The 13,968-nt window shown below is 41.1% G+C and carries 11 protein-coding genes and 1 tRNA gene; 5 read left to right on the top strand and 7 right to left on the bottom strand.

Annotated elements, in window-relative coordinates; genetic code table 11:
* Window positions 1-229: 229 nt before the first annotated feature.
* Window positions 230-658 (top strand): hypothetical protein, encoded by a 429-nt coding sequence (locus AAHJ11_RS17630; RefSeq protein ID WP_234132445.1) that lies wholly within the window; start codon window positions 230-232, stop codon window positions 656-658.
* A 263-nt stretch (window positions 659-921) separates the two neighbouring features.
* On the opposite strand, the gene AAHJ11_RS17625 is transcribed toward AAHJ11_RS17630, so the two are convergent.
* Window positions 922-994: transfer RNA gene (locus AAHJ11_RS17625), tRNA-Arg, on the bottom strand.
* A gap of 221 nt (window positions 995-1,215) precedes the next feature.
* Between AAHJ11_RS17625 and asnA the strand changes: the two genes are divergently transcribed.
* Window positions 1,216-2,253 (top strand): aspartate--ammonia ligase, encoded by a 1,038-nt coding sequence (gene asnA, locus AAHJ11_RS17620; RefSeq protein ID WP_074559127.1) that lies wholly within the window; start codon window positions 1,216-1,218, stop codon window positions 2,251-2,253.
* Window positions 2,254-2,259: 6 nt separating this feature from the next.
* Window positions 2,260-2,922, top strand: coding sequence for a uracil-DNA glycosylase (ung, locus tag AAHJ11_RS17615; RefSeq protein ID WP_074638686.1), 663 nt, complete (start codon window positions 2,260-2,262; stop codon window positions 2,920-2,922).
* Between the two features lie 145 nt (window positions 2,923-3,067).
* On the opposite strand, the gene AAHJ11_RS17610 is transcribed toward ung, so the two are convergent.
* Complete coding sequence (locus AAHJ11_RS17610) at window positions 3,068-5,785, bottom strand: putative LPS assembly protein LptD (protein ID WP_074638687.1); 2,718 nt, start codon at window positions 5,783-5,785, stop codon at window positions 3,068-3,070.
* Between the two features lie 89 nt (window positions 5,786-5,874).
* Window positions 5,875-6,411, bottom strand: a complete 537-nt coding sequence (locus AAHJ11_RS17605; protein WP_074638688.1) for an HDIG domain-containing metalloprotein — start codon at window positions 6,409-6,411, stop codon at window positions 5,875-5,877.
* A gap of 70 nt (window positions 6,412-6,481) precedes the next feature.
* On the opposite strand from AAHJ11_RS17605, the gene AAHJ11_RS17600 reads away from it, so the two are divergent.
* Complete coding sequence (locus AAHJ11_RS17600) at window positions 6,482-7,648, top strand: exo-beta-N-acetylmuramidase NamZ domain-containing protein (RefSeq protein WP_413579939.1); 1,167 nt, start codon at window positions 6,482-6,484, stop codon at window positions 7,646-7,648.
* A gap of 132 nt (window positions 7,649-7,780) precedes the next feature.
* Here AAHJ11_RS17600 and AAHJ11_RS17595 read toward each other — a convergent pair whose 3' ends face one another.
* A complete protein-coding gene (locus AAHJ11_RS17595) occupies window positions 7,781-9,865 on the bottom strand; it encodes a BT4734/BF3469 family protein (RefSeq protein ID WP_413579937.1) in 2,085 nt (694 codons plus the stop codon).
* A 398-nt stretch (window positions 9,866-10,263) separates the two neighbouring features.
* Between AAHJ11_RS17595 and AAHJ11_RS17590 the strand changes: the two genes are divergently transcribed.
* Window positions 10,264-10,872, top strand: coding sequence for an HU family DNA-binding protein (locus AAHJ11_RS17590; protein ID WP_004306640.1), 609 nt, complete (start codon window positions 10,264-10,266; stop codon window positions 10,870-10,872).
* Between the two features lie 231 nt (window positions 10,873-11,103).
* Here AAHJ11_RS17590 and AAHJ11_RS17585 read toward each other — a convergent pair whose 3' ends face one another.
* The 3 genes from AAHJ11_RS17585 to AAHJ11_RS17575 all read right to left on the bottom strand — a co-directional run bounded on the left by AAHJ11_RS17585 (window position 11,104) and on the right by AAHJ11_RS17575 (window position 13,798).
* Window positions 11,104-11,304, bottom strand: coding sequence for a hypothetical protein (locus AAHJ11_RS17585; RefSeq protein ID WP_195649130.1), 201 nt, complete (start codon window positions 11,302-11,304; stop codon window positions 11,104-11,106).
* 131 nt (window positions 11,305-11,435) lie between these two features.
* Window positions 11,436-12,422, bottom strand: coding sequence for a hypothetical protein (locus AAHJ11_RS17580; RefSeq protein WP_320975199.1), 987 nt, complete (start codon window positions 12,420-12,422; stop codon window positions 11,436-11,438).
* A gap of 272 nt (window positions 12,423-12,694) precedes the next feature.
* Window positions 12,695-13,798 carry a PDDEXK nuclease domain-containing protein gene (locus AAHJ11_RS17575; protein ID WP_217721246.1) on the bottom strand — a complete coding sequence of 368 codons (1,104 nt, stop codon included), beginning with the start codon at window positions 13,796-13,798 and terminating at the stop codon, window positions 12,695-12,697.
* Between the last annotated feature and the right edge of the window lie 170 nt (window positions 13,799-13,968).

Here is a 13,968-nt window from a genome sequence, read left to right as displayed (position 1 = left end):
AATTATACAACTACATACAATAATAACTAACTGTGTTTGAGAAAATGCAAAGTAAAATACACAACTGACTATCCAAGGATTATTAATCTAAATATCAAGAATATGAAACATATTTATTTTATCCATTACCGCTTTTATATCATACAAAAACTGTACATTTGCACTATAAATAATCTCAATTGAATATACTGGACTAAAAAAAAGGATCAAAAACAAATAAAATATAAAGATGAAATTACTTAAACTATTATTCTTATCCGTCATCTTGCTATCCGCATGCAACGATGACTCAACAGACACTCCGGAAACAGGAGAGCCCAAACAGATTATCGTAGAAATGGCCTCCAATGATTTTACAGATGTCTCCGGTACATATACTCTTGAAACCAATAAAGAATACTGTACTCGGGAAGACGGAAAATATAAGATATTATTGGTCAAAAGCGTATATAAAAATAAGGAGGGAAAGGAAAAGGATATTCTTACCTATGGTATTCTGGATGTAGCAAATAAAAAATACATCTGCCATACGGCCAATATAGATGTAGCCCAAAGACTTGAAAGAGACTGGGAATTTTATAATCAAATAACTAATCCGGATTTTCCGGATGACCCAAATAGACGATTAGTTTGTAACTCTTATACAAAGAAAGACTAATAACAGAACCTCTTACGAGATAAAAGAAAGAATACTAAGAATGAAATGCCCTCAAAAGTTATACAGATATGTGTACTAAGCTTTTCATTTTACTCTTTCTATTTTCTAGCCTGAATGTCAGCATGTTAGGTCTTCATTTACACCAACAATCAGCCAACAACGATCCATTTCAATGGACTTTAAGCTAGTTTTCCAGCCTTATTCACACAGGAGTAGAAACAGAAATCCCTCAATAATCAACTGATTATCAAGGGATTTTTCTGTGACCCCGGTGCGATTCAAACGCACGACCTTCAGAACCGGAATCTGACGCTCTATTCACTAAGCTACGGGGCCATTCTTTCTAAATGCGAGGACAAAAGTATAAAAAATCTTCTCATCTTCCTAATGATTCTCCTTTTTTTATAGTTCTTAAGGTACTTCCCTATATTAGGAGACTGTTATTTTGAAATGCTTTAGAGCATTTACTTTATCAAATTGACAATCTTTTAGACAATACCCATTACATATATCAATTTTATTCCTATCTTTGCCGACAATTAACATTTAACAAACCTATGAGTTACTTGATAAAACCTAAGAACTATAAGCCGCTACTCGACCTCAAACAGACCGAGCTGGGAATCAAGCAAATAAAAGAGTTCTTCCAATTAAACTTGTCATCCGAACTGCGCCTTAGACGTGTGACTGCCCCTCTTTTCGTATTGAAAGGAATGGGTATCAATGATGATTTGAACGGAATAGAACGACCTGTTTCTTTCCCGATCAAAGATCTGGGCGATGCGCAAGCCGAAGTGGTTCATTCATTGGCTAAATGGAAAAGGTTGACCTTAGCTGACTATCACATTGAACCGGGATATGGTATTTATACGGATATGAATGCAATCCGATCGGACGAAGAACTGGGCAACCTGCATTCTCTCTACGTAGACCAATGGGACTGGGAACGTGTCATCACCAATGAAGACCGGACTGTGAACTTCCTAAAGGAAATTGTCAACCGTATTTATGCGGCTATGATCCGCACAGAATATATGGTATATGAAATGTATCCGCAAATCAAACCTTGCCTGCCACAAAAGCTACATTTCATTCATTCAGAGGAATTGCGCCAGCTTTATCCGAACTTGGAGCCTAAATGCCGCGAGCACGCCATCTGTCAGAAATACGGAGCTGTGTTTATCATAGGAATAGGCTGTCAACTTGGTGATGGCAAGAAGCACGACGGACGTGCACCAGACTACGATGACTACACCACCAAAGGACTGAACGACCTGCCCGGACTGAATGGCGACCTTCTGCTGTGGGACGATGTACTGCAACGCTCCATCGAATTGTCATCCATGGGAATCCGTGTAGATAAAGAAGCTTTGCAACGTCAGTTGAAAGAAGAAAAAGAAGAAAAAAGGCTGGAACTTTATTTCCACAAGCGATTGATGAATGACACTCTCCCTCTATCTATCGGAGGAGGTATCGGACAGTCCCGCTTGTGTATGTTCTACCTTCGCAAAGCTCACATCGGAGAAATACAAGCCAGTATCTGGCCCGAAGATATGCGCAAAGAATGTGAAGAACTTGATATACACCTTATATAATAGACTATGAACGTACAGATTGAAGAAAGCTGGAAAGCTCATTTAGAACCAGAATTCGACAAAGACTACTTTCGCACGCTGACCGATTTCGTCAAAAGCGAATATAGCCAGTATCAGATTTTCCCTCCGGGAAAACTGATCTTCAATGCTTTCAACCTTTGTCCTTTTGATAAAGTGAAAGTTGTGATTATAGGGCAGGATCCCTATCATGGACCGGGACAAGCACATGGCCTTTGTTTCTCTGTAAACGACGGGGTGCCTTTCCCTCCTTCATTAGTGAACATATTTAAAGAAATTAAAGCCGACATTGGCACTGATGCCCCTGCTACGGGAAATCTGACTCGCTGGGCAGAACAGGGAGTATTGTTGCTCAACGCTACGCTGACCGTACGTGCTCACCAAGCTGGTTCACACCAGAACCGTGGCTGGGAAACATTTACTGATGCTGCAATCCGTGCTTTGGCAGAAGAAAAAGAAAATCTGGTATTTATCCTGTGGGGATCATACGCTCAAAAGAAAGGAGCGTTTATCGACCGTAACAAACACCTGGTACTCACTTCCGCTCATCCCTCTCCTCTTTCTGCTTACAACGGCTTCTTTGGAAACAAACATTTCAGCCGTACAAACGATTATCTGAAAGCACACGGAGAAACGGAAATCAATTGGTAAATAAACATTGAGGCTCAAACATAAAAAAGGGACTGTCTTCAACTTGCCAGACAGTCCCTTTTTCAATCTCATTAAAGCACCCGAATTTAATACCCTGCACTTTATTCTTATTTTTTAATTCTCAATTCTCAACTCTCAATTTATCCTAGTACCACTGAATGTTACTTTGCGTCTGACTTCTCTGCTCATACTTCAAGTCTTGCAGAATACTTGCATTCGCACGAATTGTTACATTGTAATATTTCCAACGTCCGAAAGGAGAAAGACTGGCGGACAAGTTGAAACAGTGCAAGTCACGGGATATTGTACAAGAAGTCTGGGTAATCTCTTTAGCTTGAAAATCATAGCCCGAGTTGAACGAGAGCGACCAGTTATTAGAAATCTTTATATTTCCGTTTGCATTGATATTATGCGTATACGTATAAGGATATCGCATGGAATAACGGTTGATAGGCTTCGATCTGTCTTCACGGATATTAAACGAATAGCTAAGACTCAATGACCAAGGCATCTTAAATACCTGATAACCATCCGGGTCAGCCTGTGCTTTCTCTACTTTCTTAGGCGTAGTGCCATCTCCTTCCGTTCCATCGGATTCCTCATCATCGCTATCCTCCGACTTATTCTTATCTTTCCCTTTTTCATCCCCCTCTTTCGGACCGAACCATTTCTTCCATGTGTCATTATTGAAGGTATAATTGAAAGAAGAACCATATCCCTGGAAACGTCCAAAACGACCATACGACCATTCTGTACGGTTACTGGTTACTACATTACCACTTTTATCGAATGTATAAGCATACGTAGCGAACGATGCGTTCATGTTGAACGTATAATTCTTAGTCAGTTTCAAACGTAGGTTCATGCTTAAATCACTCCAAGGCCTCTCTTTGGCAGCCATATTATAAGACATACTTGCTCCCAATTCATCAATCAGACTAACCTTTTTAAGTGTATCTTTCTTTGCATCGTAGTACTTCATCTCTAAGTTATTAGAAATAGAGAAGCTGACTGTTCCCGATCCTTCCCGCGAAGGTACACCATAAGGTTGACCGGTGAAAGGAGAATAATATTGCGTATTGCCATTATAATCGGTATACTCTTCCCAATACTTGCTGAATCCCGGAGCACCGCTAAGACTTACTTGCGGCGTAACTACGTGACGAATCTGTATCTCTTTCTTTTTAGCAAAAAGAGGTTTGTACATACCATACACTTTCGTACTCAAACTCAAACTTGCCGAGTAATTGGATACCCGGTAGAAACCGTTCAGGGTATCACCCGGCAATGCCTCCAACTTATGATCGACCTCATTATATTGCTGATTAATCTTACGAGTATACCAACGCTCTGTATAATTGACCGAAGGAGAAACCTGCAAATATTTGAATAACGTAAAAGTAGCACTGATAGGAATGTTATGATTCATCGCATTTTCCCATGAACTTATTCCGGCTTTAAACAGATGATTATCATTTGTACGGATACTGTTTGTCAGACGTCCCGTATAACTAATGGAAATCTTTTCGTACCAGCGTTCAGCTCCTGCCGCCTTCTTGCGTTTGAACGGAAACAGACGGCTTAATGTAATATTCAAGTCAGGCAAAGTGACTGCAACCGAAGAGTCACGCATCGTCTGTGCGATATTGGTGGTTCCGGATAAGGTCAGACCGATATCAGGGAAACTACGAGAATAACTGATACTTGATGTTTTGGTATTTTGAGTCAACAACTGCGAATTATAAAGGTTGTTGATATTGGAACGTTCGTAACTACTGGTTGAGAAGTTTACACTAGCGGAGAATGTGCTGTTCGGACTGGCTTTAGCATCCTGGCGATGATTCCATACTACCTTAAAGTCCTTAGCAACTGTATAGTCCGGCATACCTTTATCTCCCGTCTTAGTGACCTGATAGTCCGCTTGCAGCGTACCGGAATATTTATAGCGTTTATTATAATTGGTCAATCCGGATAATCTCCATGAGCCTTTCGTGAAGATATCACCCGTCATCTTCAAGTCCATAATATCACTGATGGCAAAATAATATCCTCCTTCTGCCAGACCGAAACCACGACTGGAGTCGTCCATATAAGTCGGCATAATGAAACCGGAAGAATAACTGCTGGAGAATGGGAAGAAAAAGAACGGTACGGCCAACGGCAAAGGCACATCTTCCACTACCAGATAGGCAGGTCCTGTCACCACATTCTTTTTAGGACGCACTTTAGCTCTCGTCAGCTGCATATAGAAGTGAGGATGGTCATGATGATCGCAGGTTGTATAACGCCCATGCTCCATGAAAATTTCATCATTAGCTCCTTTCTTCGCCTTGCTTCCGGTCACATATCCTTCTCCCTGCTGGGTGACGATATCGGTAATTCCCGCTTTCTTGGTTTTGAAATTATATCGGATGGTTTCCGTATCATAGGAGGTATCTCCTTCTTTAAATACCGGTTTACCTTTTTCCACTCCGGTAGTATCCTTGATACCGTATGCATGCACAGTACTACTATCCAGATTCATCGAAATAACTTCCGCAGCGAGTTCGATGTTCTGATAATTAACTTTTCCGCTACCATAAAGTGTAGCAGCTCCTCCCAAAGTAAAGACAGTGGAGTCGTTGGATTCATAAACAACCGGTGCATCGAGTGGTTGTTTCTTCTTTACCGGTGCGATGGAATCAATGCGTACCGTTACCGTATCTGCTCTCAACGAATCATTTCCCTGAAGGGAATCCGTTTGTGCGGTATTGGAGGCAATCATTCCTCTTCTTCGACGCTGAGACGTAGCCTCATCGGGAAGCATCAGTAAGACAATCAGCAGTATGAATGATATAAGTATTTTTGCTTTCAATGGCGCCATTAACTAATAGTTTACGCTTGAAGTGGCAAAAGTACGCAAACTTCATCAAATATGAGTCAGAATCTTCGTTATTTAATTATTTTTTAGTGCTATAAAAAGAGAGAACACCATCTATCAAAGCGACTTAGACCCTCTTCACCATATTTTGCAATACTTTGCCGGGCTTTCTCCACTGTTTTCTCTTCATCCAGATGGGTTTTAGAAAAGAATTTATCCGCAAAACAAATTAATTGTTCTTCCAAAGTGACGGGTAACATCTCACGATGAGGAACGGGAAGTTGCTGGGCAATGATATCTTCCAACGAAAGTCCGGCTCCCGTATGACGTTCACACACCAATGCGTGTTGGGGGAAACCTTCCGCCCGCAAGATTTCTGCTCCCAAATATCCGTGAGCGATATAAGGATTGGGACCAAAACACTGAATGGTTGGAGCATCGGTCTGAAAAATACCAATATCATGCAACAGAGCAGCTTCTTTCACAAAGCTCCGGTTCAAACGTAGCTCGGGATGAGCATCCAGCATTTTCATTGCTTTTCCGGACACTGCCAAACTGTGTATTACTAATATTTGTCTCTGCTGCGTATTCTCCGGATAATATTTATCAATGATTTCGTATGGATTCATGTGCTTTATTTTTTGCTCTCTTGACGAGAAATTAATATTTTTGTGCAATATTACAAAAAAAATCACCGATATGCAAACTAGAGTTTTCTTCATTCTTATATTTCTGTTCATTATGCTGTTTCCAATGCGTGTAAACAGTCAAATTGTCACGGGAGCAGAACAGATGGATCAATACCTACCGTTGTTGAAAGGAAAACGCGTCGGAATGGTAGTCAACCACACTTCCGTTGTAGGGGCAAAGCAAACTCATCTTCTCGACACCTTATTAAAAAGAAATATTCAAATCGTCAAAGTATTTGCCCCCGAACATGGTTTCCGAGGTAATGCAGATGCGGGTGAAACGGTGAAAGACGGAAAAGATTCCCGCACCGGTATTCCTATCGTATCGCTTTATGGTGATAACAAAAAGCCGTCTGCCACCCAACTAAAAGATGTTGACGTGATCTTATTCGACATTCAGGATGTAGGAGCACGCTTTTATACCTATATAAGCACGATGTATTACGTGATGGAAGCTTGCGCAGAGAACAAGAAAGAAATGATTGTACTGGATCGCCCTAATCCGTGCGACTATGTGGATGGTCCGATACTCAAACCTGCCTACCGGAGCTTTGTCGGCATGCTTCCCATTCCTGTACTTCACGGATGTACTATCGGCGAACTGGCACAGATGATAAACGGAGAAGGATGGATTGCCAACAAGAAAAATCCTTGTTCATTAAAGGTTATTCCAATGATCGGGTGGAAACATGGAGAACCTTATTCACTTCCCATCAAACCGTCACCCAACCTCCCGAACGACCAGTCTATCCGATTGTACGCCTCACTCTGTCCTTTTGAAGCCACCCGTATCAGCGTGGGACGAGGAACAACTTTTCCTTTCCAGGTATTGGGCGCACCTAATAAGAAATACGGAAGTTTCACTTTTACTCCCCGCTCCTTACCCGGTTTTGACAAAAATCCAATGCACAAAGGTATCACCTGTTATGGGGAAGATCTCCGGAATGTAACCGATGTGAATGGATTTACGCTTCGCTACTTCTTGAACTTTTATCGCTTATCCGGTGAAAACGCAGCCTTCTTCTCCCGTGCCCGATGGTTTGATTTGCTGATGGGAACTGACAGCGTACGCAAGGCTATCCTCAAAGGGGAATCGGAAGAGGCTATCCGGAATAGTTGGCAAAAAGAGTTACAGGATTACAAAGAGATTAGAAAAAAATATCTTCTCTATAAGTAAAAAAACTAATATCATACTCTCATTCATTTTTATAAACCACTTATAATTAAAAGAATAAGTATGATAGACAACTATTATTTCCGGTATCTATCATACTTAGACCATCAAAAACGAGGTATCTATCATACTTGATTATTCTACCTCCAAAGGTATAACATGATAATACGTACCATACGTTTTCCGTTTAGATTTCACTCCGAGCCGCTGCAAGATACGCCCGAAATAAGAAGCCTGCCTGGCAGAAAATGTCATCTTACTCGCTTTCTGAATCCGCCGCAGAATGTCGATAGCCAGCAGCCATTCTCCTTCCTCCTCTTCTTCCGCCCCGCGATAATAAACCATAAATAATTGTTCGATGGCAGGTGATTGTTCAAACTCCCGGTTGTTTTCCGTCATGATAGCCTCTTCTTCGGAGTCAAACCAATAACGTTCATTATGATAAAGCAACTCCAACGCCTGTGCATAAAGCTGTTCATAATCAACAGGACGCGACACATCTATAGCTCCCGTCATATAAATACCGATGAAACGACGACTACCGGAAGTATCCGTCAACAGATCCCGATGATTGCTCGTAGCAATGAACGATGCATACCGGCGAAGCTCTTCCACCGCCGAAGCATTCGGACGACGTGTGTTCACCACCGGTTTTTGCAGAATATGTTTCAGAAAAGCCTGCTGGCTAGGACTAATCTGGTCGAATTCATCCATATTAATAAGTAGAAAGCGATTCAGATACAACTCCGCGTCCCGCTTCCGACTGAAATCAATGCTATCCGTATAGTACGCCTGTAAAGCAGGAGGAAGAAGCATTCTGCAAAAAGTCGATTTCCGATATGCCTGCGGGCCAATCAGCAAAGGTGACGTACTGTTGGCGTGTTTCTTATCCATTCCCCTCCAATGGGCAACCATATTCAAAAACCACCGACGGAACAACGGCGCCCAATGCGGATTATCACAGGGAACGCGGTTAGCCAGTTCCAAAATCCGGTCTTTACCATCCCAGTGAGGCAGATGATACAAAAAATCCTCCACCGGCTGATAAACAGGCACATGATCGGAATCCAAATAGCGGATTACGTCCCTATCCCACATTTTCACCCCTTCATACATGGCATTCATCGTGATACTCGCCAGCACCCGCTTGTCTACCGGACGAAAATAGAAATTAAAACTATTTCGTTCGCGATATTCCACTTCCGTGGTCAGCGTATTGTATCGAAATTCATAACGACGCTTCATAAACTCGTCCATCTGCATGGCGAAGAGCTGTTCGGTCGTCAGACTACTCTTCTTGCCGAATCCCTTTGCGGAACGATAGACACTTTTCACAGTTTCGCGAATCAGCAACTCATCCGAGGGGAGCCGATAATGCGCCCTTGTCCACCGCACAGTATCTTCTTCGGGAATACCTGCCCGAAAACAATGCTCTGCCAAACACACCAGTAACGGTTGCAGATCGTCTCCCTCCCGATATCCGTTCAGTTCTTCGAGCGCCCTGTTGAATGCAGCGGAGAAAAGTACTGATAATGCTTCATAATTTTCATATCCGGGTGCCATTCGCTGCAAAGGAGAATCGGTTTCTCGCGTTCGTTTGATAAAAGTCGCTTCGGACGGAAGACTGACGGGCTGCTTCATATAAATGGGCATTGCTTTCGGATTGAAATAAAGTCCGGGATCGTATGTCAACCGACAATATTGCTCGAGCGACGGTTCTTTCAGTTCGATATCAAAAGGAAGTTGTGGCTGATAATATTTCACAGCCGTCTGATAAGCATGCGCGTGAAAAAGTTCCGCTTGCTCGCGTAAAGTCGGCAAGCAGTCGTCCGGATAGGTGAACCGTACCCATATCTTTACTGATTTGCCAGAAGAGCCGGTGAAAGCAAGGTATGTTTGCGGAAACTCTTTGACCAGTTCCTTTATTTCGTCTGCTTCCGCTCTTCCCGAAAGATCATTGACCTCCATCATCACTATGCCGTTATATTCATTCAGGGTCATTACCCCTTCTTTACGGACAAAAGCTGCGGCAGGCATCACTTTGGGAACTTTACGCACCTCTTCAATCGAATTTCCCGGAAGAGTATACCGCAATATTTCCCTCATCTTTGAGACGGGCTGCGCCTTGACTTCCGTTTTCATCTGCTCCAAAAGGAGCTCCATTTTCAACGTCCGTAAGGTTTTTACCTTGCCATCGTCTCTGACTAATGTTATTCTCATCTTTTTTTATTATTATTTCCAGTAAAAGGAAAGCTGCACTACAGCCATACAAAGATACAACATGCTCTTCGCCCAAACAAATTTCACCGCTTTTATTTGCCACGCCACACGACTTTATTTTATAGAAATAATGCTTACTAAATTTGCGAATAAAGGCAGGATAATGTATCTTTGCAGGCAGTAAGACTTCAGCCCGCATAAGTGTGCCGTACAGCCCACCTATGCGGGCTGTACAGTTTACATCTGTGGGCTCTACAGCCCATGAATGTGTGCCCAAGAAAAGCGACTGATTCAAGTTGATTATCCAAGCTGCAATTGTAGGTTATCTTGCTGCAAAACAAGATTTAAAATGCCTTTCAAAAGGCATTTTAGCTACATTAACCCATAATAGAAAAGACATGTACGCAAAATATGATTTTCGCAAAAAGCCGTCTTCGAAAGAAGACGAAGACGAACAGCCGTTGTATCCCCGCATCGTATCGAACGGAACCATCGACTTTCAACAAATTGTAAAAGAGATCGCTCAAGCTTCCAGTTTTACACCGGCAGACATTGAAGGAGTTCAGCTAGCTATTGAAAATAAAATATCCGAATATTTAGTCAGCGGACACCACGTCCAGTTGGGGAACCTTGGATATTTTTCAGCCAAGTTAAAAGCACGCCCGGTGATGGATGCCAAAGAGATACATGCACAGTCCATTTATTTCGATAATGTAAATTTTCGTCCATCATCTTCTTTCCGAAAGAAGGTTCGCGGATTTGTGGAAAAAGCGAAGTCGGGATTTGCACATTCCGCCGAAGTTCCGGTGGAAGAACGCCGGCGCAGGCTGGAGAAATTTCTGGATGAACGACCGATGATACGACGCAAAGAGTATACGCAACTAACGGGACTATTAAAGAACAAAGCACTGAATGAATTGAACGGATGGGTGAAGGAAGGAGTACTTGACACCATTGGAAGCGGCAGTCATAAAATTTATGTGCGGGTTAATGCCATGAAAGATTAAACAGCAAAAACAGTGGAATAAGAATGATAGATACCCATATTTCATGAAGAAAATATGATAGATACAAAATTTCAGAAACATCTATCATTCTTATTCATCAGATAATAACTATATTAGCAAAAAGAATGAGAGTTATGATAGTTGTTTTCTACTCTAAGAGGTAATCCTTAACTCTAACTATTTAAAGTTTTTATTCTTCGTAATAAGTAAAGACACGCTCCACATAAGGTTTCAGTATATGCCCGAGTCCTGTGCCTGAATCAACATAATCTTTGAAATTCTTTGTTTCAATCCAGTTGCCATTCGCATCATATTCGTAGTCCTGAAAATCTTTATAGAGTATTTCAAATCCCGGTCGCTTGTCAATTGACCGACCTTGTTCGTCATATTTTTCTTGCAGAAAACAACAACTACAACAGCTTTATTTTTCATGTTTTGTTTTCTTGTATGTTACAATATTTCGGCGCAAAGATAACAAAACCAATTCTAAAATATAACTGACACAAAAGATTACTTCCATGTTATTATAATATCATCAAAGCATAATAACTCTATAATATCTTTCATGCTTTCCACTCAGCCAGTATTGAATTAAAATCTTCAAGCATCAAGTCAAAGTCATAATCCAGCTTCTTCTTTTTCAGCTTGTTGGTAACATGGTTCAGAGCAAGCAGAATATATTCGCTTAGCTTCGATTTCTGTTTGGCATGACTCAATTCACTGAATTCTTTCTCAAGGCATAGTCCGATTCTAATTTTCCCGGTATCTGCCCTGAATGGTCCAAATTCAAAACGATTGCGAAGATAATATCCATTCTTCTCTATTTCTTGTCTGGTAAACATAGTGAGCAATGTCCGATAGAAATCTTTTTGTTTCAATTTCAACTTTTCATCAGCAATGATATAGTTTGTTTTACAATGGTCATGATCATAATAGCTATACGAACAATTAATTATAATTCGATTAATAGTACGTCCGTACATCTCTGGGCGCATCCTTCTATCCAACTCCGGTTTCAATTCTTTATCAACACTCTCGATTACTGCTTTGGAGTTTTCATAACAGTTATCAATTGTCCTCCTTATCCAAACCGGATTTTTAGGAATCCAGTTTCGCTGGCTTTCAAGTCTTATATCTTGTATATCTTCCTTTATCTCATATTTCCAAGACACAGATTGCTTTTGATTCGGGTCGTCAGGACTCGAACAATAGCTTGTTCTTCCCTGCTCCATAGTAAAACCGTTGACTCTTTTCGACCAAATGGCATCGACAAAACGAGTTTCTCCAAATTTATTTTGAAAACAAGTCGCGGGGTTTCCATTAAAGAATTGCCCTCTCAATGCTTCGACAGGTTCGTGATTTCCCCAGCCGATAATAGCCAGGCTCTCGCAAAGACGAACGGCTTTATTCCATTCTCCGGCATTTTTATAATCCGCATATTTCAGAAACTCGGCAAACAAGCGTTCGCGCAACTGTTCTATTTCTGATTGGGATTGCAAAAATTCTTCCAGTTCTTTTAAGTCTTCTATTTCAAATATCTTTTGCTCCATCACATTTGCCCTTAATTTCAATCCCAGTTTTTTTAGTATTATGCAGAAATCTCAGTCTCTTTCTTTCTCTTTTTCCACAACTGCCACGAATTAATAATATTCTGCCACATTATATATAATAGCATACAAACCTGATTATCAAAATAAAAGCCCACCTATTACTAACAGTGGGTAACAAAATAATAACAAAAAAACGAAGAAATTCGTTTAGTGGTGGGCTTCGTGTGCAAAAAAGGCAATTACCTGCCCAAAAAATAAATAAGACTTTTTCCTTACAATAGCTTTTTCAAATCCTCAATGTCCGGCAGAGCGTTACGAAGTCGCTCCGGCATATCCTTGGACGCACGGTATGTAGCAACTCCCATCGGTTTGTTATAATCACGAACTGCAAACTCTACAAAGGTTTGATTCATTTCCCTGCAAAGAATTATTCCTATAGAGGGATTTTCATGCGACTTTCTGATATATGTATCTAAGGCGGATAGATAAGTATTCAACTGCCCCAAATAAGATGTACGGAATTTTCCGGATTTAAGTTCGACCGCGACCAGGGAATTAAGCTCCCGATTGAAAAAGAGCAAATCAATGAACATTTCTTCACCTGCAACCTCCATGCGATATTGATTGCCTATAAAACTGAAATCTTGCCCAAAGGTCATGATGAACTTCTTCACATTGGCAACAATTGCCTTTTCCACTATCTTTTCGTCCAAATCCTCTTCTTGCTCATTCAGTTCCTCCACATTGATGAAATCAAGCAAGTATTCATCTTTAAATGAACAAACAGCTTTTAAAGCTTGCTTAGTATCAGGCAATGTTTGTGCGAAATTGTTAGGCAAAGTTCCCCGATGGCTGTACAGGTCTGCTTTTAAGTAATCCCTTAAAGTGTACTTACTCCAATAGCGAGTGGCGCACTCATGTATATAAAACAGCCTTGCTTCCAAAGTCTTAGCTTTGGATATTATTTCGGTATGATGACTAAAGCCGATTGAAAGGAAGTCTGACCAGTTAAATTCATCAGCCAGTGGCTGATGAATTTCTACAAGAAGCAATTTTTCATTCAACACCAAATCATCAGCCAACGGCGGATGATTTAAAACCTTATCCCACTCCTCATAAAAAATACGCATATTTCTTATGCTTGTTGCTGAAAATCCCCTTAGCCCCGGCAATTCTTTTTGCAACAGAGAAGATATTTGTTCAATCGCACCTTTCCCCCAGAAGCCTGTACGAGAATTTTCCGACACGTAACGTCCGATGCCGTAATAAAGAGATAGCTGTTCCTTGTTCACCGATGCGGCTGCACGGTACTGGCTGCGTAGGATAGCTTCTTTTATGGTCTTTACTGCTTCTCTATAATTCTGATTTATACCCATTTGCGCTTTGTTATATGCGACAAAAGTACAAAAATAATGCTGGCGAAAAGAAAACAAAGGTATTTTTTCTTTTCACCAGCACCTATCTTGCTGTCAGGACAAAGAAGTTTAGTCCGTTTTGGATATATAAACAAAGGAACGTACTAAACTCAATCTGTAATCTTTTTATT

The sequence above is a fragment of the Bacteroides sp. 90-K9/2 genome, from assembly GCF_047310725.1.
GTDB classification, from domain to species: Bacteria; Bacteroidota; Bacteroidia; order Bacteroidales; family Bacteroidaceae; genus Bacteroides; species Bacteroides vicugnae.
Note: the sequence above shows the minus strand (reverse complement) of the source record. Positions and strands in the feature narration are given on the sequence as shown.

What these genes read in the sequence shown, in the direction of transcription:
- AAHJ11_RS17595 (WP_413579937.1), bottom strand. Translation starts at nt 9,865, where the DNA reads ATGAGAATAACATTAGTCAGAGACGATGGCAAGGTAAAAACCTTACGG.
- AAHJ11_RS17575 (WP_217721246.1), bottom strand. Translation starts at nt 13,798, where the DNA reads ATGGGTATAAATCAGAATTATAGAGAAGCAGTAAAGACCATAAAAGAA.
- ung (WP_074638686.1), top strand. Translation starts at nt 2,260, where the DNA reads ATGAACGTACAGATTGAAGAAAGCTGGAAAGCTCATTTAGAACCAGAA.
- AAHJ11_RS17580 (WP_320975199.1), bottom strand. Translation starts at nt 12,422, where the DNA reads ATGGAGCAAAAGATATTTGAAATAGAAGACTTAAAAGAACTGGAAGAA.
- asnA (WP_074559127.1), top strand. Translation starts at nt 1,216, where the DNA reads ATGAGTTACTTGATAAAACCTAAGAACTATAAGCCGCTACTCGACCTC.
- AAHJ11_RS17600 (WP_413579939.1), top strand. Translation starts at nt 6,482, where the DNA reads ATGCAAACTAGAGTTTTCTTCATTCTTATATTTCTGTTCATTATGCTG.
- AAHJ11_RS17630 (WP_234132445.1), top strand. Translation starts at nt 230, where the DNA reads ATGAAATTACTTAAACTATTATTCTTATCCGTCATCTTGCTATCCGCA.
- AAHJ11_RS17605 (WP_074638688.1), bottom strand. Translation starts at nt 6,411, where the DNA reads ATGAATCCATACGAAATCATTGATAAATATTATCCGGAGAATACGCAG.
- AAHJ11_RS17610 (WP_074638687.1), bottom strand. Translation starts at nt 5,785, where the DNA reads ATGGCGCCATTGAAAGCAAAAATACTTATATCATTCATACTGCTGATT.
- AAHJ11_RS17590 (WP_004306640.1), top strand. Translation starts at nt 10,264, where the DNA reads ATGTACGCAAAATATGATTTTCGCAAAAAGCCGTCTTCGAAAGAAGAC.
- AAHJ11_RS17585 (WP_195649130.1), bottom strand. Translation starts at nt 11,304, where the DNA reads ATGAAAAATAAAGCTGTTGTAGTTGTTGTTTTCTGCAAGAAAAATATG.